The sequence below is a fragment of the Pedobacter gandavensis genome (genome assembly GCF_032678745.1).
GTDB classification, from domain to species: Bacteria; Bacteroidota; Bacteroidia; order Sphingobacteriales; family Sphingobacteriaceae; genus Pedobacter; species Pedobacter gandavensis_C.
Genome location: NZ_JAVTST010000011.1, coordinates 35,624 through 57,933, shown reverse-complemented (window position 1 = coordinate 57,933; position 22,310 = coordinate 35,624). Strand labels below are relative to the sequence as shown.

General features: G+C 39.5%; 17 protein-coding genes and 1 tRNA gene. 11 read left to right on the top strand and 7 right to left on the bottom strand.

The genetic code is table 11. The features are described 5' to 3' along the window. Nucleotides 1-9 precede the first annotated feature (9 nt). Nucleotides 10-1,359, top strand: a complete 1,350-nt coding sequence (locus R2S10_RS23515) for an MFS transporter (protein WP_316842844.1) — start codon at nt 10-12, stop codon at nt 1,357-1,359. Between the two features lie 128 nt (nt 1,360-1,487). Next, complete coding sequence (locus R2S10_RS23510) at nt 1,488-2,450, top strand: acetyl-CoA carboxylase carboxyltransferase subunit alpha (protein WP_316842843.1); 963 nt, start codon at nt 1,488-1,490, stop codon at nt 2,448-2,450. 215 nt (nt 2,451-2,665) lie between these two features. On the opposite strand, the gene R2S10_RS23505 is transcribed toward R2S10_RS23510, so the two are convergent. Beyond that, on the bottom strand, nt 2,666-5,692 hold the full coding sequence (locus R2S10_RS23505) for a DUF2723 domain-containing protein (protein WP_316842842.1): 3,027 nt from the start codon (nt 5,690-5,692) through the stop codon (nt 2,666-2,668). Between the two features lie 462 nt (nt 5,693-6,154). Here R2S10_RS23505 and R2S10_RS23500 point away from each other — a divergent pair. The 4 genes from R2S10_RS23500 (at nt 6,155) to pth (ending at nt 8,511) form a co-directional block, all read left to right on the top strand. Then, a tRNA-Gln gene (locus R2S10_RS23500) sits at nt 6,155-6,225 on the top strand. A gap of 71 nt (nt 6,226-6,296) precedes the next feature. Beyond that, nucleotides 6,297-7,238 (top strand): ribose-phosphate pyrophosphokinase, encoded by a 942-nt coding sequence (locus tag R2S10_RS23495; RefSeq protein ID WP_316842841.1) that lies wholly within the window; start codon nt 6,297-6,299, stop codon nt 7,236-7,238. Nucleotides 7,239-7,261: 23 nt separating this feature from the next. Beyond that, nucleotides 7,262-7,840, top strand: a complete 579-nt coding sequence (locus R2S10_RS23490; protein WP_182957382.1) for a 50S ribosomal protein L25/general stress protein Ctc — start codon at nt 7,262-7,264, stop codon at nt 7,838-7,840. Nucleotides 7,841-7,950: 110 nt separating this feature from the next. Continuing rightward, nucleotides 7,951-8,511 carry an aminoacyl-tRNA hydrolase gene (pth, locus tag R2S10_RS23485; RefSeq protein ID WP_316842840.1) on the top strand — a complete coding sequence of 187 codons (561 nt, stop codon included), beginning with the start codon at nt 7,951-7,953 and terminating at the stop codon, nt 8,509-8,511. A 1-nt stretch (nt 8,512) separates the two neighbouring features. Here pth and R2S10_RS23480 read toward each other — a convergent pair whose 3' ends face one another. From R2S10_RS23480 to R2S10_RS23470, 3 genes are read right to left on the bottom strand one after another with little or no spacing between them, the layout of a single operon-like run. After that, nucleotides 8,513-10,105 (bottom strand): response regulator, encoded by a 1,593-nt coding sequence (locus R2S10_RS23480; protein WP_316842839.1) that lies wholly within the window; start codon nt 10,103-10,105, stop codon nt 8,513-8,515. A 34-nt stretch (nt 10,106-10,139) separates the two neighbouring features. Further along, nucleotides 10,140-10,970, bottom strand: coding sequence for a protein-glutamate O-methyltransferase CheR (locus tag R2S10_RS23475; protein ID WP_316842838.1), 831 nt, complete (start codon nt 10,968-10,970; stop codon nt 10,140-10,142). A gap of 1 nt (nt 10,971) precedes the next feature. Next, nucleotides 10,972-14,445 (bottom strand): response regulator, encoded by a 3,474-nt coding sequence (locus R2S10_RS23470; protein WP_316842837.1) that lies wholly within the window; start codon nt 14,443-14,445, stop codon nt 10,972-10,974. A 216-nt stretch (nt 14,446-14,661) separates the two neighbouring features. Here R2S10_RS23470 and R2S10_RS23465 point away from each other — a divergent pair, with 216 nt between their 5' ends. The 3 genes from R2S10_RS23465 to R2S10_RS23455 all read left to right on the top strand — a co-directional run bounded on the left by R2S10_RS23465 (nt 14,662) and on the right by R2S10_RS23455 (nt 17,840). Next, nucleotides 14,662-15,012: an arsenate reductase gene (locus R2S10_RS23465; RefSeq protein ID WP_316842836.1), complete on the top strand. Its 351-nt coding sequence runs from the start codon at nt 14,662-14,664 to the stop codon at nt 15,010-15,012. Nucleotides 15,013-15,075: 63 nt separating this feature from the next. Beyond that, the gene (locus R2S10_RS23460) at nt 15,076-15,810 is read left to right on the top strand and encodes a hypothetical protein (protein WP_316842835.1); all 735 of its coding nucleotides are present in this window, start codon (nt 15,076-15,078) and stop codon (nt 15,808-15,810) included. Between the two features lie 71 nt (nt 15,811-15,881). Continuing rightward, nucleotides 15,882-17,840 carry a M1 family metallopeptidase gene (locus R2S10_RS23455; RefSeq protein ID WP_316842834.1) on the top strand — a complete coding sequence of 653 codons (1,959 nt, stop codon included), beginning with the start codon at nt 15,882-15,884 and terminating at the stop codon, nt 17,838-17,840. Between the two features lie 76 nt (nt 17,841-17,916). On the opposite strand, the gene R2S10_RS23450 is transcribed toward R2S10_RS23455, so the two are convergent. From R2S10_RS23450 to R2S10_RS23440, 3 genes are all read right to left on the bottom strand, one after another. Then, the gene (locus tag R2S10_RS23450; protein ID WP_316842833.1) at nt 17,917-19,185 is read right to left on the bottom strand and encodes a mechanosensitive ion channel family protein; all 1,269 of its coding nucleotides are present in this window, start codon (nt 19,183-19,185) and stop codon (nt 17,917-17,919) included. A 71-nt stretch (nt 19,186-19,256) separates the two neighbouring features. Beyond that, nucleotides 19,257-20,315, bottom strand: a complete 1,059-nt coding sequence (locus R2S10_RS23445) for a sorbosone dehydrogenase family protein (RefSeq protein ID WP_316842832.1) — start codon at nt 20,313-20,315, stop codon at nt 19,257-19,259. A gap of 158 nt (nt 20,316-20,473) precedes the next feature. Further along, entirely contained in the window at nt 20,474-21,115 is a 642-nt protein-coding gene (locus R2S10_RS23440; RefSeq protein ID WP_316842831.1) for a hypothetical protein, read from the bottom strand. Between the two features lie 108 nt (nt 21,116-21,223). On the opposite strand from R2S10_RS23440, the gene R2S10_RS23435 reads away from it, so the two are divergent. Together R2S10_RS23435 and rpsL are read left to right on the top strand one after the other, a co-directional pair. Next, nucleotides 21,224-21,445 carry a VF530 family protein gene (locus tag R2S10_RS23435; protein ID WP_316842830.1) on the top strand — a complete coding sequence of 74 codons (222 nt, stop codon included), beginning with the start codon at nt 21,224-21,226 and terminating at the stop codon, nt 21,443-21,445. A gap of 434 nt (nt 21,446-21,879) precedes the next feature. Beyond that, on the top strand, nt 21,880-22,299 hold the full coding sequence (gene rpsL, locus R2S10_RS23430; RefSeq protein ID WP_062550445.1) for a 30S ribosomal protein S12: 420 nt from the start codon (nt 21,880-21,882) through the stop codon (nt 22,297-22,299). Nucleotides 22,300-22,310 lie beyond the last annotated feature (11 nt).

Genomic DNA, 22,310 nt, shown 5'->3' with positions numbered 1-22,310 from the left:
TAGTACCTGATGGAAAAGAAAATCGCGCTTAGTAAACCAAGATTGTCGTCCTTACAGATTTTTAACATGAGTGCCGGTTTTTTCGGAATTCAGTTTGGATTTGCATTGCAAAATGGAAATGCTTCCAGAATTCTGCAAACGTATGGTGCAGATGTAGAACATTTGTCGCTTTTTTGGTTAGCAGCACCTTTAACAGGGATGATTGTACAGCCTATCATTGGTTATTATAGTGATAAGACCTGGAACAGGTTTGGTAGAAGAAGGCCATACTTCCTGATTGGTGCGGTGTTAACCGCAATTGCATTGATTTTAATGCCAAATTCTGCGGCAATGGCAAGTCTTTTACCACCTATTATAATTGGAGCGGGGATGCTGATGATTATGGATGCTTCTATCAATGTAGCGATGGAACCATTTCGTGCTTTGGTCGCAGATAAGCTCCCTGAAAGCCAGAGGAGCTTTGGCTTTTCTATGCAGACTTTTCTGATTGGTGCAGGGGCGATCACTGGTTCTTGGCTACCCTATATCCTTTCCGAATACATGGGGGTATCAAAAGTGGCAGCAGTTGGACAAGTTCCGGATAATGTGATTTATTCCTTCTATGTGGGGGCTGCGGTTCTGGTGGGCACCATTTTGTGGACGGTCATCACCACTAAAGAATACCCACCGGAGGAAATGGAACGTTATCATGACGGAGCTGCAGAAGAAGAGACAAAGGGCATCATGTCTATTTTTACTGATTTCTCTAAAATGCCTTTAACAATGAGGCAATTGGGATTGGTGCAGTTCTTTTCGTGGTTTGCGCTTTTTTCTATGTGGGTATTTACCACGCCGGCTATTGCCCAACATATCTATAAGGTACTTCCAGGAGATACTTCTTCGGTACAGTTTGCCGATGCCGGAAATTGGGTGGGGATTCTATTTGGGATTTATAATGGTGTTTCTGCGATTTATGCACTTTTATTACCGGCCATTGCCAGGTTGACCAGTAGAAAGATTGTTCATGCCTTTTCATTAACAGCAGGGGGATTGGGCTTGTTGTCTATTTATTTTATCACAAATCCACAACACCTCATCTATTCCATGATTGGCATAGGTCTGGCTTGGGGAAGTATCCTTTCTATGCCATATGCGATTTTATCCAGCTCGATTCCTGCACGTAAAATGGGTGTATATATGGGGATTTTCAACTTCTTCATTACAATGCCTCAAATCATAAACGGTTTTTTTGGAGGGATGATTGTTGAGAAGTTCTATGATGGGAAAGCGATTTATGCGATTGTACTGGCGGGAATTTTTATGATTCTGGGTGCTATTTCAGTACTTTATATTCAAAATAATCAAGAAAAAGAAGCGTAATAACCAGCGGTAAATTCTGTTTAGGAGCCATAAATAGGGCTATATTATGGAATTTGGATTAAAATTTTTACCTAAAACCGGGCGGTCTGCAAAGTTTTAAATAAAATGCCTATTTTTACAGCCCACTTATGGAACAGATAAAAACATCATTTGATTTCGAAAAACCTTTAGTTGAATTAGCTCAGCAGATTGAAAAGGTTAAACAGGTTGCCGATAAAACGAAAGTAGATATGTCTGCTACCTTGACTGAACTGGAAGAGAAGTTAGCTGAGACACAGCAAACGCTTTACAACCATCTTACAGGATGGCAGAAAGTTCAGATGTCCCGTCATCCGGAAAGGCCACAAACCCTGGATTACATCAGTATGATCTGTGATGATTTCATAGAGATGCATGGTGACAGAACAGTAAAAGACGATAAAGCCATTATTGGTGGTTTCGCGACTATTGCCGGTGAAACGGTAATGATCATTGGACATCAGAAAGGTAAAAATACCAAAGAACGTCAATATCGTAATTTCGGTATGGCTAATCCTGAAGGTTATAGAAAAGCATTGCGTTTAATGCGTCTTGCAGAAAAGTTCAATAAGCCAGTCATTTCCTTTATTGATACGATGGGTGCTTATCCAGGACTGGAAGCAGAAGAACGTGGACAGGGGGAGGCAATTGCGCGTAACCTATTAGAAATGTCGGTTCTAAAAGTGCCGATTCTTTGCTTTGTTATTGGTGAAGGTGCATCAGGTGGTGCATTGGGTATTGGTATCGGTGATCGTGTATATATGTTAGAGCATACCTGGTATTCTGTAATCTCTCCTGAATCTTGCTCGTCTATTCTATGGCGTAGCTGGGATTTCAAGGAAAAAGCAGCAGAATGTCTGAAATTGACTTCTGATGATATGTACAAAAATCAATTGATTGACGGCATCATTAAAGAGCCACTAGGCGGTGCGCACCAGAATCCTGAAGCCATGGGTGAAACGATCAAAGAACAGATCTTAAACGATCTAAAAGAGATTAAGAAACTAAAAACGGATGCCATGATCACCAAGAGAATTGATAAATTCTGTGCAATGGGTGTGGTAAACGAGTAAAATACCATCATATAGATAAAAAGAAAGGGTCGTAATTTTAATTACGACCCTTTCTTTTTATCCTGTTTATTTGATGTCTGGCTGGAGCATTAAAGATTAGTACAGCAATGATGACTATCATTGTAAAGGCTCAATATAGTTTGGTCATAAAAATGCCCCCAAAAAGTAAAACACTTTTATGGGGGCATTGTATTTTGAAACAGTTCTTTTACTAATTATTGTGCAGGGAAGAAAGGAGAGAATCTTGCTTCTAACAGATTAAACTTATCGGCTAGTTCCTTACTTAATTTTTCCTGTTTATTTTCAGCAGTAGTTCTGGCCATAGAATTCAGAAAGGATAGTCCTAACTGAACATTTTGTCCGCCTACAAACCTTTTCTTGCTTTCAGAAACATCAGCTAGATAAGTCAGTTCTTTCATGATGTAATCTGCTGATTTTTCTATTAATGCATTTGCTCTTTTGGTATCTTCCAATTGATATAGGTTTTCTGCCATGAAGTAAGCACCCATCATTGAGCGTATACCATAGAATTTCTCTGGCATTACTTCAAAATAACGGTTCACTACTTTTTGTGCATCTGCTTTTTTACCTTCTTTCAGTAATCCGCTAATGGTATTGTTGAATACATTGGTAAAGATAGAAATGTCATCTGCAGATTGTGGATCCAGATATTTCGCATTCTTCACATTACCCCACACAAATTTGTTCATCACATTGTTGTATAAGACTGGCGTGTTGATTAGTTCATTTCTAGAAACCGCAGTGTCTGCTTTTAAAGGCATTAAATGCAAAGCTAAACCTTCATTGTAAAGGTATTTATCCAAGCCATTGTATTGCTCTGAAGGCACTGTACTTGCGAAATAGATTGGTCTTTTCCAGTTGTTATGAACCAGAATGTCAAACATCGCTAATGTTCCTTTAGTCACATAGTTTTTGTTGAACGTCCATTCTAGTGCAGGGGCGATTTTTGCAGAATCAGCAGGGCTAACCACACCATTTTTAAGTACTGCTTCTTTATCAACTGTAATTTTAAAATTCTTAGTAGGAATGAAGTTTACCTTTCTACCATCATTTAATGGAAGTTTATCTTCGCTGTTTTCAGAAAGTAGCAATTCAAGAATATTCTTCAGTTCAATGTTTCCTGCGATATCCGCATTTTGGTAATACATCACATCTCTAACGCCCTGAACATACTGTGACTCGTTCATAGAGATCGGAAGGGGCTCAGATTCGTTCATTTTGCGTTTCATACCATTGATGTACCAATCGGTATCAAACAAACTAAGGTTAACTAATCTAATGTCAGGTCTGATATTTTCTACCTCTTGTGCATACCATAGTGGATAAGTATCATTATCACCATAAGTAAATAGGATGGCATTTGGGGCACAGGACTGCAGGTAATCTACTGCAATATCATGTGCTACCATTTTAGTAGAACGATCATGGTCATCCCATCCCTGAGCGGCCATAATTACTGGAGCGGCAAATAAACCGACAACAGTGGCTACAGCAGCACCGGTGGCAGGGTTAATTTTCTTAAATACCCATTCACGCAGGGCGAGTACACCAAATCCGACCCAGATGGCAAAGGCATAGAATGATCCCGCATAAGCGTAATCACGTTCCCTTGGTTCCATAGGTTTCTGATTCAGGTACAATACGATGGCCATACCGGTAAAGAAGAATAGTAAAGCTACAATTCCTGCATCTTTCTGGTTTCTTTTGAAATGCCAGATTGCACCTAACAAGCCCATAATTAGGGGAAGGAAGAAGAAACGGTTGTAAGCATTACTTTCTACAATGGAAGGAGGAAGGTTTTTCTGGCTACCAAGGTGGAGTGCATCAATTGGTTTAATACCACTTAACCACTGACCTTCATATAAGCTACCCTGTCCTTGGTCGTCATTCTGTCTACCTACAAAGTTCCATAGGAAATACCTCATGTACATTTGTCCGGTTTGGTACGACAACAAGAAACCTATGTTGTCAATTAAGCCTGGGAAATGATCATCACTAAAGCCCATCATGTCTTTATAGTAAGCCACATGTCCAGGATCATCACTATACATACGTGGGAAAGGCGTAATTCTATCATATTCGTAATCCGATTTCTTACCGGCTACTTCATACTTCTCTGCACCTTTTCTATATAATGTCTTTCCTTCTACTGAGTTTATAGCTTGTGAGTTATAGTTTGGACCGAATAATAAAGGTCTGTCTCCATACTGCTCTCTATTCAAGTATCCTAAGAAAGAGAATACATTGTCTGGGGCACTGTTGTTTAAGTTAGGATTTGCTTTTGCACGGATGATGATCATCGAGAAAGAACTATATCCAAAAAGAATTAGCACTGCGGAAAGCAAGGCCAGGTTAAGAATCTTTTTCTCATGTTTAATGGAATACCTGATTCCCCAAACAAAACCACCGATCAGTAAAATCGCAAAGAAAAGAACGCCTGTTCCAAATCCCATTCCTAAAGTATTCACGAAGAATAAATCGAAATAAGCACCAAATGACACGACATATTGGATGATACCATATTGAATTACGGCAAGAATCAAGATTCCTACGATACCTGCTTTAATTGTTCCTGCGGTAGTTGGATTTTTAGTTTTCTTGAAATAATAGACAAAGGCAATCGCTGGAATAGTTAATAAGTTTAAGAGGTGAATCCCGATGGATAGCCCCATAATATAAGCGATAAACAACAACCAACGGTCTGCACGAGGCTCATCCGCATGGGCTTCCCATTTTAAGATGGCCCAGAATACGATGGCAGTAAATAGAGAAGAAAGCGCATATACTTCAGATTCTACAGCTGAGAACCAGAAACTGTCGGAGAAAGTATAAGCTAAAGCACCTACTATACCTGCACCCATAATGGAGATCAGGTTAGATTTGCTTACTTCTTCATTTTCTTTAACCAGTACTTTTTTCGCTAGCGCGGTGATGGTCCAGAATAAGAATAAGATGGTTGCGGCACTGGCAATGGCCGAGCCTACATTCATAAAGTAAGCGACTTTACTAAGATCACCAAAAGCAAAAAGGGAGAAGAACCGCTGTATCATTAAGAATAGTGGGGCTCCCGGTTGGTGTACTACCTGCATTTTTAAGGCTGAGGCGATAAATTCACCGCAATCCCAAAAGCTTACTGAGGGTTCTAATGTTAGAATGTAAGTCACTGTAGCAATCAGAAAACAAAGCCAGCCGGTAAGGTTGTTGATTTTTGAATAATTCATTTCTTAATTAAATAGTTATTAAAGTCGCGCTAATTAAATGCAGCCGAAAATAAAGAATAAGATTGATAAACTCACAAAGTAAGGGGGAGTTTAACAAATTTAACACCGCATGATGTGGCGTCTTTTCAGTTTATCAAATTCTCTGCTACTATATATGTCGGTTTTCAGGTGTGGCGAATCTCTATATTTTACCCTATTTTAAAATAATTTATACTTGTCTAAGATAAATGCAGGTGCTTTTTTAGGAAATGACAAAGACACTCAAATTTTTTAAAAAAAAAAGTGATTTTTTTTATCCGGATCAACTTCCTCATTTTAAATAGTTTATTTCCTTTCTGAATTAAGTGGGCGATTTTTTTTAAACTTTTTTTGCGGCAGGATTTGCAGATATCAAAAATGTGCGTACATTTGCATCAGATTTCAGAGCAACAATTATCCGCTTCGAAATTAAAATTGAAAGATTGCCCGATAGTATAAAGGTAGTACAACGGTTTTTGGTACCGTTTGTCTAGGTTCGAATCCTGGTCGGGCAACAAAACATATTCGGATTGTGGTTTATTTCACAATCCGATTTTTTTTAACCAGCATTGATACACCTCTAATCATGCCATTGCAGTTCAATCCAGTTAAACTTTTTGCCGGAACAGGTACAAAAGACTTAGCAATCAAAATTGCCGAAAGCTACGGCAAGCCTCTAGGCGATGTCACCTTGAACAGGTTTAGCGACGGCGAATTCCAACCTTCTTACGATGAAACAGTACGAGGTTGCGATGTCTTTATCATCAATTCTACTTACCAACCAAATGATAACTTAATGGAGTTGTTGTTAATGATTGATGCGGCAAAACGCGCATCTGCTCATTACATCACTGCAGTAGTTCCTTATTATGGTTTGGCCAGACAGGATAGAAAAGATAAGCCACGTGTAGCGATAGGCGCTAAATTGGTTGCCAACTTGTTAAAATCGGCAGGTATCCACAGAATCATGACGATGGACCTTCATGCTGCTCAGATCCAAGGTTTCTTCGATATTCCTGTAGACCACTTAGATGGTTCAGTGATTTTCGTGCCTTATATCAAAAGCTTAGGCCTGGAGAATCTAACGATTGCTTCACCGGATATGGGTGGTTCTTACAGAGCGCGTACTTTTGCGAAGTTTTTCAATGCAGAGGTTGTAATTTGTGATAAGAGACGTAAACGTGCCAATGAAATTGAGTCGATGTCTATCATCGGTGATGTAGTTGGTCTGGATGTCGTTTTAATTGACGATATTTGCGATACCGCAGGTACCTTATCTAAAGCAGCAGCGCTGATTATGGAAAAAGGTGCGAAAAGTGTTCGTGCGGTATGTACGCACCCGGTGTTGTCAGGTAAGGCTTATGAAACGGTAGAAAACTCTATGTTAGCAGAGTTGATCGTTACAGATACCATTCCTTTGAAGCGTCAGAGTGATAAAATCAGGGTATTGAGTACTGCTGAGTTATTTGCAAAAGCAATTGCTAATGTAAATGAACACGGTTCTATCAGTGACCTGTTTAGAGTTTAATACTAATAATAAATATATATAAAATGAAAACAATCGCAATTAGCGGTTCTCCAAGAGAGAACGTAGGGAAACGCGATGCTAAAGAGCTTCGCTATGAAGGTAAAGTTCCTGCAGTATTGTATGGTGGTACAGAGCAAAAACATTTTGCTGTAATTACTACTGAATTAAAGGATGCTATTTACACTCCAGAAGCAAACTTTGTAGAAATTGACATTAATGGTACTAAAACTAAAGCTATCATTAAAGAATTACAATTTCACCCACTTACTGACCTATTATTACACGTAGATTTTCTTCAGTTATTTGATGACAAAGAAATCTTAATGGAAATCCCAGTTAAATTAACCGGTACTTCTCCAGGTGTTAAAATGGGTGGTAAATTAGTACAGAAATTACGTAAACTTCGTGTGAGATCACTTCCAAAAGATATGCCTCAAACAGTTGAAGTTAGCATTGCGAAATTAGAAGTTGGTAACTTGTTCCGTGTACGTGATATCGCGAAAGCTGATTACACAATCACTAACACTCCAGAAGACACTATCGTTTCTGTTGGAATGTCAAGAGCTTTAAAACAAGCTGAGAACGAAGCTAACAAGAAATAATTTCTTTTTAGTCCAATCTAGGAAAGCAGTATCGGTAACGGTACTGCTTTTTTTTGTGGAATAAAATGATTCAATAGCTGTTCTCAGCTAAACTATTATATTTGCAAGAGATGAAATACTTAATTGTTGGTTTAGGGAATATAGGTCCGGAATACGCGCATACCCGTCATAATATTGGTTTTGATATCGCCGATGAGCTGGTAAAAGAGCTTGATGGCTCATTTTCTAATGTCCGTTTGGCTTACTATTCGGAGGTTTCTTTCAAAGGGAAAAAGCTTCATGTGATCAAACCGACCACTTATATGAATCTGAGTGGAAAGTCTGTAAACTATTACATGAAGGAATTGAGGATTCCCTTGGAAAATGTATTGGTAATTGTAGATGATCTGGCTTTGCCTTTAGGTAAGCTTAGGCTGAAGATGCAGGGGAGTAGTGCGGGTCATAACGGCTTGAAAAGTATTGAAGAGCTTTGCGGTGGACAAGCTTACCCGAGGTTGCGTTTTGGTATCAGTGATAACTTCTCCAGAGGCAGGCAGGCGGACTACGTACTGGCTCCATTTGATAAAGATGAGCAGTTGGAGCTTCCGGCATTAATTGGTAAAAGCGTGGACCTGATCAAAAGTTTTGTGACCATCGGTCCAGCTTTAACAATGACTGCATTCAACAAATAAGTTATTCCTTATTAATTGCGTATTTCCTGATTTTTTGGTGGAGGACATCCAGCTCAAATGGCTTGCTGACCACATCATTTGCACCAGCATCAATGGCGGTTTGTTTGTCCGTTTCTAGAACTGCTGCAGAGAAGGTGATAATGGGAATGTTTTCTTTTCCTTTTACAAAGCCTTCACGAATGAGTTTTATGGCATCTAAACCGTTCATTACCGGCATGAAGGTATCCATCAAAATCAGGTCGTAATCTGCCTCCTTCAACTTTTCTAAGGCATCTTTTCCATTTTCTACAACGTCAGGAACCACTTGCCAGTCTTTTAATATTTTTACAATCAAAAACTTATTGATCGGATTGTCTTCCGCTACCAATATCCTTAAGCCTGAAAAGTCCTCTAATGTAGGTCTGATGGTTGTTTTAATTACTACCGTATCTTTTACCACTTCGTACCAATTACTAAAAGAGAAAGTGCTGCCGCTTCCTTCCTCACTGGAGACTTCCAGACTGCCCCCTTTTAGTTTTGCCAGGTTTTTGACAATAGATAGGCCCAGGCCAGTGCCACCAAACTTTACGGTAGTTTGTTCATCGGCTTGTTCGAATGTTTCAAATATCTTCTCAATATTATCTTTGGCAATGCCGATGCCCGTATCAATTACAGAGAACTTAATTTGTAGGTTATTTCCTTTTCTATCGATAATCTCAGTTTTCAAATGCACACTCCCCTGATTGGTAAATTTAATAGCATTTCCAATCAGGTTCATTAAGATCTGGTTCAAACGGAGAGAATCTGCCAATACGAAGTTTGGAAGGTCTGCATCCAAATCCATGGTCAGGCTGAGTTCTTTTTCCATGGCACGAATGCGCAGTAGGTTCACTACAGAATTACATATTTTAGAAAGGTCGGTTTCAGATCTATTGATTTTAAACTTTCCGGATTCAATTTTCGATAAATCAAGGATATCATTGATTACTCCTAAAAGAGAATCTGAAGAGATCTCCAGCAGGCTCAACATTTCCTTTTGTTCTGGGCTTAGGTCTGTTTTGGCGAGCAGGTTTGCCAATCCGATGATTCCATTTATTGGAGTCCGGATTTCATGGCTCATATTGGCCAGGAAATTTTCTTTAATACGTTTTCCTTGTTCTGCTTGTTCCTTAGCTTTGATCAATTCCTTTTGGTAATCCATCAATTCCTGATTCTTTCTTTTGATCTCCCGTTCCGTTCTTACCAGGCGAATAAAGGAATCTACTTTTGCAGAAGTTACATAGGGATCCAATGGTTTGTACAGATAATCTACGGCACCAGAATTCAATCCTTTTACAGCATACTTAGTTTCCTTGGATATTGCAGTTACAAATATGATCAGGATCTCTTTGGTCCGGGGATTACTTTTTAAGATTTCTACCAGCTCAAAGCCATCCATTTCCGGCATTTGAACATCCACCATTGCAATTGCAATATCCATTTCCCAGGATATCCTAAGTGCCTCATTTGGGTTGGTGGTGGTAATGATATTGATGTCTTGCCTTTGTAACAGTGCCTCGAGTGCAATGATATTCTCAGGTCGGTCATCAACAATTAATATATTAATCTTTTCCATATTAGGTCTTTGTGAGGGATAATTATAAAGGCCCTTAAGCTATTTTTTGGTAAATGTTATTCTTCTTATCTATGATCTTAAATCGACCGGTTTCGGTGCTTCTTAAGGTTTCTTTGGCTCCCAAACAGAGGAAGCCGAAATTTGCTAAACTGTTGTAAAATAATTCGATTACTTTTTTCTGTAAATCGGTATTGAAGTAGATGAGAACATTGCGACAGGAGATCAGTTGAAATTCATTAAACACCCCATCTGATGCCAGGTTATGTGCCGAGAACAACAGGTTCTTTTTTAAGGAATGATTGATGGATGCGGCTTCATATCTTGCGGTATAATAATCAGAAAGGGTATGGATTGCACCGGTCTTTTGATAGTTTTCGGAAAACTGCTTCATCTTTTGTAGATCATAAATGCCATTTTTTGCAAAATCCAGCACATCATTATTGATGTCTGTCCCATAAAAGAAACTCCGGTCATAAAGCTGCTCATCTGCAAAAAGAATGGCATAGGAATACACTTCTTCTCCTGTGGAGCAGCCCGCATTCCAAACCTTAATCCGCTGGTAAGAGCGTAGGTAAGGGATGATATTTTCTTTAACCGACCGGTAAAATGAAGGGTCTCTAAACATTTCAGTTACATTCACAGTAATTTCAATGAGAAAAGACTCAAAATAATCGTGGTCGTTTGTTAGCAAAGTACGTAAGTCAAAAAGACTTAGTTTTTGCAATTGCATAATTCTGGTCACCCGTCTTTTTAAAGAAGCTGGCGAATAATCGCTAAAATCAAAGCCATGAATGTTCTTTATAAAATCAATGAGTTCTGCCAACTGATCATAGCTCAGGTATTCTTCTTCTTCTTCTTTATCCATATTAACTTAACCAGACTCTTAACATTGATAACAGTTTGTCCATATCCACAGGTTTTGAAATGTAGTCGTTAGCTCCGGCTTCAATACAACGTTCCCGATCATTTTTCATTGCTTTAGCGGTGAGGGCAATAATTGGTAATTTGGCAAAGCGTTTTTCAGTTCTGATAGCTTTCATGGCTTCATAACCATCCATTTCAGGCATCATAATGTCCATTAATACCAGATCGATCTGTTCAGATTCTTCCAGTTTTTCTAAAGCTTCCCTTCCGTTATTTGCGATCACGATTTTAAGGTCATATACCTGTAAGGCGCTTGATAGTGCAAAAATATTCCGCATATCATCATCAGTGATTAGGATGGTTTTGTCTTTTAAAACCTTTTCCATTGTGGAGACACTTTTTCCTTTTCCAGGCTTAGGTTTTGCCGGGCCATCTTGTTTCAGCTTATTGATAAACAGGCTTACTTCATCAATCAGGCGGTCGTTAGACTTGTTTGATTTTAAAACCATCGCATCTGTATACCTCATGATGTGTGCCATTTTTTCCTGATCTAATTCCATAGCAGTATTGATAATGACTGGAATATGGGCATGCAAAGCTTGAGATTTAATCTTGTCTAGTAAGTCGAAGCCTGAAATGTCCGGAAGTTTTAAATCCAGGATGATACAATCAAAAACCTGATCATTTAAAAGATCAAGGGCTTCTTTTCCGGTAAATGCTTGTTTCACATCTACTCCTTTTTCCGTGAGTTGTTGTGTCAATTCCCTGCTTTGTAATTCCTGATCTTCGATCACAAGTACGCTCTTGAAATTGTACTTCAGGTATGCTGCACTTAATAAATTAAAGGCTTCATCTAATTGCTCTTTTTCCACGGGTTTTTTAAGGAAGCCAATTGCTCCTTCTTTTTTAGCTTTACTTGCTTTTTCATTTCCTGCCGACATCATGTGTACAGGGATATGTTTCGTTCTTGGATCCGCTTTCAGTTTTTTAAGGATCGTCCATCCATCCATTACAGGAAGCATAATATCCAGTACAATTGCATCCGGTAAGTGTTCAAATGCCATGGCCAAGCCTGTATCTCCGCTATGTGCAAGTATTGGGTGGAAACCTTTTTCTATGGCATAATCGTTTAATACATCGGCAAAGACCTCGTCATCTTCAATAATCAGGATAGTTTGCGATTCGTCTCCATGTTTTTCCTGCGGTTGTTGTGCTTCAAATGCTATTGCAGCAGGAGTAAAGGTTTCTTGTTGAACCGGGTTTACCTGGTCTGGAAGCTGAAAATCATTGTTTCTTGGAATATACAAAATGAAAGTGCTGCCTTCATTGGGTTTACTGCTCACCTGGATTTCTCCGCCCAGTAAGTAAGCAAGTTCCTTACTGATAGATAGTCCAAGACCAGTTCCACCGAATTTTCTGCTTGTAGAACCATCCGCCTGCTGGAAGGCCTCAAAAATGAGCCTTTGTTTGTCTTCAGGGATACCAATACCAGAATCTTTGACGGTAATACCGATAATCTCTTCCTTAGTATTTCTAAGACGTTCAGAAAAATACAGCACATCCTTAGCAGGTTTGCTCATGCTTAAGGTGATGTGGCCATATTCAGGAGTAAATTTAAAGGCATTAGAAAGCAGATTTTTCACAATTTGCTCTACCCTGGACTGATCGGTTACGATATCTTCCGGGAGATCTGTTGCTAATACAGTGCGGAAGTCAATTTTCTTACTTCTTGCGAGTTCGCTAAAGAGCGATTCCATACTCTGACTGATGGCAGCTGGTTTTACCTTTTCAATGCTTAGGTCTACTTTTCCAGATTCAATTTTTGATAAATCAAGAATATCATTGATCAGGCTCAGTAAGTCGTTGCCCGCATTGTGAATTACCCCAGCATATTTAATCTGGTCTTCATTTAAGTTTTCCGGTCTATTTTCTTTTAATATTCTTGCCAGGATGAGGATACTGTTTAAAGGTGTCCTGAGTTCATGACTCATATTGGCTAAAAACTCTGATTTGTACTTGCTGGATACTTCCAGTTCTTCAGCTTTTAAGCTGATGGCTTCCCTGGCCTGGTTGATCGAGATGTTACGTTCTTCCAGTTGTTGTGCTTTTTCTTCCAGTTCTGCATTGGTTTGACGTAATTCCTCTTGCTGCACTCGCAGTTCCTCTTCTGAAGATTGTAACTGATCTGTTTTATATATCAGTTCTTCATTGGTGGTTCTTAACTCTTCCTGCTGACTTTCCAGTTCTTCTGCCTGTTGTTGGGTTTGTTCAAATAAAGCTCTGAGTTTTACCCTTGCCACAGCACTGTTAACGGCCAGTCCGATACTTTCGCTGATGGTATTCAGGAACAGGATAGTTTTTTCATCAGGAGTCTCCTGTAGACCAAGTTCAATAACTGCCAATGTTTCTTCTTCAAACACGATTGGCACCAGATAAATACTTTGTGGAAGTGTACTCCCCAAACCAGAACGGATTTTCAGGTAGTCTAAAGGTACATTTTTGAATAATTTCGGTTGTTGTTCCACTGCAGTTTGTCCAACAAGACCTTCTCCCAAATGATATTGGCTAATTTCTCCTTTTTTAGGCTGATAGGCATAACCGCCAGTATAGCGGTATAGATTCCTTGATTTGCTGAGTAGGAAAAATGCAGCTACCGGAGCACCAATATAATTACTAATGCGTGTAACGATATTGGCCGATAGTTCTTCGACCTCTTGTTCTCCCCGCATGGCATCATTTACTTCAGCTGCACCGGAAAGGAGCCAGTTCTTTTGCTCATTATCTACGGATATTTTTTCCAGTTTCAGGTTGGACTCTCTAATATGTCCTTCTGTTTCTTTCTGTTGATCAAACGTCTTTTTAATGTAACTAAATAAGAATAAAATTAAGCCGAAAATGATCAGGGCGCTCAGTGAAATGATCAATGTACTCCGTTGACTGCTCACTAGAGTATTAGCTTTTCGCGAGGCCAGGAGTTTAACTTCCTGATCAATCATCTTTCTACTGAAGAATAGAATCTTGTCCTTATACAATTGGCCACCACCACCTAATACACGAGTAGCTGCTGCTGCCTGACCATCCTTGTCGTAAATCCGGATTACTTCCTGCATTTCTGCAACTTTCTTATGGGCATAGTAGTCCATGGAATCTGCTCGCTCCACCTGATCGATGTTATCGGAAATCAGTCTTTTTAAATCCTGAACAGTTTCCAATATCATTGGTGCATTCGTATTATATGGACGGAGATAGTCACTTTTCTGAGATAATATGAATCCCCTTAAAGAGCTTTCAGAATTCAATACCTGGATTTCTGTATTTTTTAGAAGGTTGATGACTTCATACGTATGACTTTGCCATTTAGTATCATCCTTCAATTTCTCGACACTGAGATAGGAGGTGATGGCGGATACCAGTACAAACAATAAGGAAACAGTAAATCCTGTTAATACCTGTTGTTTAAAAGTTAGCTTAAACATAAATTAGAACTATTAAGTATGGGGAAATTATCCGGAAGTGTAGGGAAGGTTGAGCTTGCAATTGGAATATAAGAAGTCCTTTATTGCTTATATTTCAAGCAAATAAGGCCACCGCCATGCGGTTCAACGTTGTTTTTTGCAAAATCATTTCACTCCCCCACAGAGCAAGATAAAATCAACACAATAATAACGATAATAAATTTTATTTTTGCGCTTATGATCATATACGGAATACCAAACTGTAACACAGTAAAAAAAGCAAGGACCTGGCTAGCAGATCAAGGATTTAGCCCTTTATTTCATGACTTCAAAAAGCAGGGGATTACGGCAGAAAAATTAGAGGAATGGTGCAGTGCTTTTGGATGGGAAAAGGTATTGAACAAAAAAGGAACTACCTGGAAAAAATTAAGTCCTGAGCAGCAAAGCAGCGTCGTAGATCAGGAAAGTGCAGTTCAAATCCTCTTGAACCATACGAGTGCAATTAAAAGACCAGTGGTTGAATTGGAGGGAAAAGCAGTGCTGATTGGCTTTGACGAAGAAGCTTATCAAACAATCTTAAAATTTTAAATCTTTTCCTGTTAATTTTTGTTAAACAGTTTCATATAGATACAAACAGTGTTACATTTGGCTATGGTTAAATATTTATTTTTATTCTTCGTTAGTATTGCTCCTCTAGGTCTGTGGGCACAAACATCCATCACAGGCGCGGTTTATGACTTCGATAACAAGTCTTTCCCGATGCAGAATGTGTTGGTAAGGAACCTGGACAATAAGAAGTCTATAAAAACAAAAGCTGCCGGACAGTTTAGCCTACCTGCTAAAGTGGGTGATTTAATCGAATTCTCTCATCCTGGTTACCATACTGATACTTTATATTTAATTGACCTGAAACCAAGGATGATCTATCTTCCGGTAAAGTCTACTGAATTAAAAGGAGTAGAAATTAAGAGCGCAAAGGTAAATCCTTCTGTATTGGTGGATGGATCGGGTAAACCGGTTAAAAGGATCATGACCGATGGCCTGGAAGGTAAAAAGAATACAGACAGAGCTGGAGGGGTAATTGTTAACCTCGGCTATGGTAAAATGAAAAGGGAAAGAGAAAAGGTTCGTTTCCTGGAAGAGCGTGATGCCTATGAAACCGAAATCAGAGAGAATTTCAATGAACAAACCATCACTGATTTAGTGAAATTGCAAGGTCAGGAATTGAAAGACTTTATAGTAATGTTCCGCCCAAATGTCGCCTTGGTAATGAGCGAACGTCCTTTTAATTATAAATACTACATCGCCAAAGCGTATAATAGCTGGAAAAAACTTCCTGTAGATCAGCGGAGATTGCCGCCGATGCCTAAGTTATACAAGAACTAATAAAACCGTTACAATGGTTTGGTATAAATATTCATTTTATATCTTTAGTTCGAATCTATAACCAATAAAATATGATGTTGAATAAGTTTACCTTATTAGGGGTATTGTTATGCGCATTTGGTTTCAGTTCCATGGCGCAACAAGCCGGTGGTAACTATGATCCTCATGCTGCATTTAACCCATTGTTTTACACCCAGAATGGAAATGAATTCCGTTCTGCAAGTGGCTATCCAGGACCAAAATACTGGCAGAACCGTGCCGACTATCAAATCACTGCAAACCTTGATGAAGCTAAAAATCAGGTAAGTGGTACGGTTACCATTACCTATAAAAATAACAGTCCTGATAAGTTGCCCTATCTATGGTTGCAAATGGATCAAAACCTCTTCGCGGAAAATTCCAGAGGAAATTCGCTGATTGCTGCTGGTAGTCGTTATGGTGCCAGAGGAGAGAAAGTGGAAGGAGGTTATAAAATTAACGGACTTAGCGTTGTTCAAAAAGCAAAGCCTGTTAAATTTTCTTCGATCACAGAAGACACCAGGATGCAAATTCGCCTTGATCAACCCTTGGCTGCAAATGGAGAGGTGATCACCATCAAAATGAATTTCTCGTTTATCATCCCGATTAATGGTTCCGACCGTATGGGTCATTTAACCACTAAAAACGGGGAGATTTTTTCGATAGCACAATGGTTCCCAAGGATGGCTGTTTATGACGATGTGATCGGATGGAACACCCTTCCATATTGGGGAGCAGGTGAGTTTTATTGTGAATATGGCGATGTTGATTTCGCGGTTACAGCTCCAGCAAATCATATCGTTATGGGATCTGGCGAACTGCTTAATCCTCAGGAAGTATTTACGGCGACAGAATTATCACGCTGGAATGCCGCCAAGCAAAGCGATAAAACGGTAACTATCCGTTCTGAAGAAGAAGTAACCAAATCTAATTCGCGTTCTGCAACAGGAAAGCTAACCTGGAAGTTTAAGATGAAAAATACACGTGATGTGGCTTGGGGTTCTTCGAAAGCATTCGTATTGGATGCGGCAAGAATTAACCTCCCAAGTGGTAAGAAATCATTGGCGATTTCTGCGCATCCTGTAGAAAGCAATGGTAAAGATGGTTACGGTCGTGGTGCCGAATATGTAAAAGCTTCTATTGAGCATTATTCTAATAAATGGTTTGAGTATCCTTACCCAATGGCGATTAATGTGGCCAGTAATGTAGGTGGTATGGAATACCCTGGGATTGTTTTTTGCGGTTGGAAAGCTAAAAATGGCAGTGCCTGGGGAGTAATCGATCATGAATTTGGACATACCTGGTTCCCAATGATTGTGGGCAGTAATGAACGTAAATATGGCTGGATGGACGAAGGTTTTAATACTTTCATCAATGGCCTGTCTACCGCCGAATTTAACAATGGAGAGTATAAACGTAAACCAGAAAACATGCAGGCGATTGGTAAATCTCTGGCCAATGATAAATTGGAATATGTGATGCTAACGCCGGATGCGATGAAAGAAGCCAATATTGGTATCAATTTATATTATAAACCAGGCTATGGTTTAAACATCTTAAGAAATCAGGTATTGGGTGCAGATCGATTTGATTATGCATTTAAGAAATATATCGAAAACTGGGCTTTCAAACACCCAACACCATTCGACTTTTTCCGTTCTATGGAAAATGGGGCAGGGGAAGATCTTTCCTGGTTCTGGAGAGGGTGGTTCCTGGAAAACTGGAAAACAGATCAGGCTATTGCTGATGTGAAAGAACTGACAAAAGATGGCGCAATTACCGGATACAATATTCAGGTTGCGAATCTGGAAAAAATGCCAATGCCTATCATTCTGGAAGTGAAAACGAAAAGTGGAAAGACAGATATCATCAAATTGCCTGTCGACATCTGGATGAGAAATAACAGCTGGACAGTCAACTATCCAACTACTGAAGAAGTGATTTCGGTGACTTTAGATCCTGAAAAGGTGCTTCCTGATGCTAATGATGCAAATAACAGCTGGAAGAAATAACCTGTATTAACTTTTATAAGCAATAATACCTTACCTTAAAAAGGGCTTCTGGAATTAAACCAGAAGCCCTTTTTTATTAGTTATCAGGGTTTAAAACCTCCATCTCATAGATCTGTAGATCGAAGTATTTAGCTGATGCCAGGAGGTGATCAAATATATCTGCCATGATATACTCATAATCGATCCATTTTGTAGTTCCGGTAAAAGCGTATATCTCTATTGGAAGACCCGTTGTTGTAGGCGCGAGCTGCCTCACCATCATGGTCATCTTTTTATGGATACCGCTATGGTTGGAGATATAGTTGTCGATATACTTCCGGTATAGGCCGGCATTGGTCAGGTTTCTTCCGTTGATCAGTAAGCTCTTATCAGCACCAACACGTTCATTGTTTTTATTGATGTCTTTTTGGCGATGGTCTATATAGGAGGTTAGCGATTGTATCTTTCTAAATTCTTCCAGTTCTTCTGGTGTAATGAAGCGAATGGTAGACTGTCGGATGAATATCGCCCGTTTAATCCTTCTACCTCCAGACTCGCTCATTCCTCTCCAGTTTTGAAATGAATCGGAGACTAAAGAATAAGTAGGAATGGTGGTAATGGTCTTGTCAAAGTTCTGCACTTTTACGGTAGTCAGGTTAATTTCCTTCACATCCCCATCTGCACCATATTTAGGCATCGTAATCCAGTCGCCAATCCGTACCGTATCATTGGTGCTGACTTGTATACTGGCTACAAATCCCATAATGGTATCTTTAAACATCAACAATAGCACTGCAGAGGCAGCACCCATTGCAGTAAAAGCTACGACAGGATCTTTTCCGGTAAGAATGGAAAAGATAATGACACTTGCAATCAGGTAAAATATGATACGGATTACCTGCAGGTAGCTTTCTATTGGTTTAGAGCGGAATGTTGCTCTTTTTCTTAAAGATTCTGCACCGGATTTGATCAGTGTCATGATCACCCAAATGATCAGAATCACTAAGTAAGCATCCGTTAGTTTAATCAGTATTTTTGTGAGTGTCGGGAAGGAGTGGAAAACAGCCTCAAGTGTATTTCTGATTAGGGAAACTGCAGCCAGTAAGGCAATATAGTGTGCAAACCGATTTTCCAACAGGTGCAGGAAGAAATCAATTCTTGTTGTTTTTACGATTCTGATTAAGGCAATTCTTAGCAAGCGTCTAAGCAAGTCGTGTAATAAATATACAGCGATGACCAGCACAGACAATAGCAGAAATAGGTTTAGAAAAGTGGCAAGACTTTCAGGAATCCCCCATTTTACAAGAATCTTGTAAGTACTGCGACTAATATCATCAAGGTCAAATTCGTAATCTTTAAAGTTCATTTCCGATAGTTTTACTGATTCAGGCAGGTTACAAAAAATATCTCGGAAAGACGAAATTCAGTCTTGAAAAATTATTTATCATAGTAAATTCTATAGACAAGGTTAGCAAAATCATCGGAAACCAATAGCGATCCGTCTTTTTGTTGTAGTACATCTGTAGGTCTGCCCCAGGCTTTTCCATCTTTAAGCCAACCGCTTGCAAAAGGTTCATAGCTGAGTACTTTGTTGCCATCCAGTTTTACAAGGGTAATCCGATAACCCATAGGTTCTTTTCTGTTCCATGAGCCATGTTCGGCAATAAATATTTGATTTTTATAAGCTTTAGGAAATTGATCACCGGTATAGAATTTCATCCCTAATGAAGCGGTATGTGCCGCAAGCTTGGCTTGAGGTGGGCTATAGTCCTTTGGGTCTTTCCCTTTTCCAAATTCAGGGTCTAGAATATCTCCGGCATGAACGAAAGGGTACCCGAAGTGCATACCTGCTTTTTCTGCACGGTTGAGTTCATCTGCAGGAATGTCTTCTCCTAACATGTCTCTTCCATTATCGGTAAACCAAAGTTCTTTAGTGCTTGGATTCCAATCGAAACCTACGGTATTTCTGACACCATTGGCGAAAATTTCAAAGCCTGTTCCATCTGGGTTCATCCTCGTGATGGAGGCATACCTTTTGTCCTTATTGGTATTGTCGCAAATATTGCAGGGTGCCCCAACGGGTACATATAATTTTCCATCCGGGCCAAAAGCAATGTATTTCCAGCCATGGTGCGTATCTGTTGGTAATTTATCATACACCAGAACGGGTGTTGGGGGATTGGCCAATCGGTTTTCAATCTGATCATAGCGCCATATTTTGCTGACTTCGGCCACATATAGGCTTCCATCTTTAAAGGCCACACCATTTGGCATGTCTTTTAAGCCTTGGGCAATGATATAGGTTTTTTCGGCGATACCATCTTTATTGTCGTCTACCAGGGCGTATACCTTATCGCCGTCGCGATTACCTACAAATACGGTTCCATTGGCTCCCAGTGCCATGGATCTTGGATTATCTACCTTTGCAAAGACTTCAATTTTGAAGCCTTCAGGTAGCTTGATGTCTTTAAGTCTGGGTTCATCTAGTTTTTCCATGGGGCGGTTACAAGTAACCGCCAGCAGTGGAATACATATCATAAGGCCGAAAACAGGGATTAAGTATTTCATCAGATTAAGGAATAGTGTTGAATGATAACGCTTTAATTCCTGCAATTGTTTGGTACTTAAGGCAGTTCCTTGCCTAATGCTTGAGGTTATCGGGCTTTAAAAAAGCTTTCTTTTAATTTTTCTGCATCAATTACTGCTTCGGCAGCATCGAGGCGAATCAGCCATCCTTTTTGTTTTAGCAGGGCGATGTCTACTTTGGCTACCGAAAGGTCTTTTCCTTTGATACGTTCCTGGTAAATGATTGGTGCTTTAGGCTGCACATTTGCCGGGGTATGGAATAAGATCTCCAGTCTAAACTTTGGCCAGATTTGGATATCTCCCAATTGCGCAGAGTAAATCTTTTTTGTAGTGTGGGCAGGAATGATTGCTGCAAATTCTCCTTTATAATGATCGCCTTTTTCAGTCGTTAAGCTAGCCAGTAATTGAAATGAGCTTTCATTTACCAGATGGAAATGTGCTACAGAGGTACTGTGCTGATCCGTGATCAGGCCAAGATAAACACCATCTTTAATAAACTCTGCTTCCGGAACTACTACTGCCGGACGGTTGGAAACGATGTCGTTTTCTGGGATCTCTCCATGAACCAAGGTTACTTTTGAAGCCAGTACAGGGATTTCAAAATCATTGGAATCGGTTACGCCAATTGTGTCTTTATCGATGATTCGGGTGATATAACCTTCTATATTTTCGTCTACGAAACGAACAAACTCTCCTAATTTAAATTGCATGAGGTAGAAATTAAGTAAAACTGAATAGGACAAATTTAGTCATTACTAATTAGAGTCTTTTTATCACGATGACATTTAGGAGCCGGAAATTCTTATTATTTTTGTGGCATGACAGAATCAGGACAGCCAAATAATCCTTTACATGGTAAAACATTGGAGTTTATTGTGAAACAATTGGTATGGCATTACGACTGGCCGGAATTGGGTAAGCTAATTCGCATCGAGTGTTTTTTAAATAACCCAAGTTTAAAGTCCAGCTTGAAATTTCTACGCAAAACAGATTGGGCAAGGAAGAAAGTGGAGAAGCTTTACCTGGACACTTTTCATTAATACCACAGCTGCTTGAAAAGGCGGCTGATTTTTTATAAGTACCTGCTGATTTGCAACTGTGCGGAGCTTTGCTGCTGTTGCAATTGAGCTGTAGGTTCAGTAGGACTTCGATTAGGGTTCAGAAGGGGTTCAGTTACCTAAACCCTATACCAACCCTAACCGAACCCTAAGCCAAGCCCTTCCGAACCCTATCTGAACCTGCCAGTCTTCCCGGACACAATTGCGATTCTTTTGTTCTCCGAAATTCTTTTTCTTGATTCTGGAATTGGTAATTCTACTTCAGATAACCCATCTGATCCTTTTGATTTTAGGCAATATTGTCTTAGAATTATTTTTGCGTTAACCACTTGATTTATAAAATGTATTATCCTACCTTTGCAGTCCCTTATTATAGGGGTAAAGTTTTTAAATATTAATAGAAAACAAAAAGAACAATGCCAACCATTCAACAATTAGTTAGAAAAGGTAGAGTAGCACTGGAGTTCAAGAGTAAGTCTCCTGCGTTGGACAGCTGTCCACAGCGAAGAGGTGTATGTACACGTGTATATACCACTACCCCTAAAAAACCAAACTCAGCAATGCGTAAAGTTGCCCGTGTACGTTTAACAAATGGTAAAGAGGTGAATGCCTATATTCCAGGTGAAGGTCACAATTTACAGGAGCACTCCATTGTATTGATCCGTGGTGGTCGTGTTAAAGATTTACCAGGAGTACGTTATCACATTATCCGTGGAGCTTTAGATACTTCAGGAGTTGCTGGTCGTAACCAACGTCGTTCAAAATATGGTACTAAACGTCCTAAGCCAGGACAAGTAGCAGCAGCTGCAGCACCAAAAAAAGGTAAAAAGAAATAATTAGGAGGAAC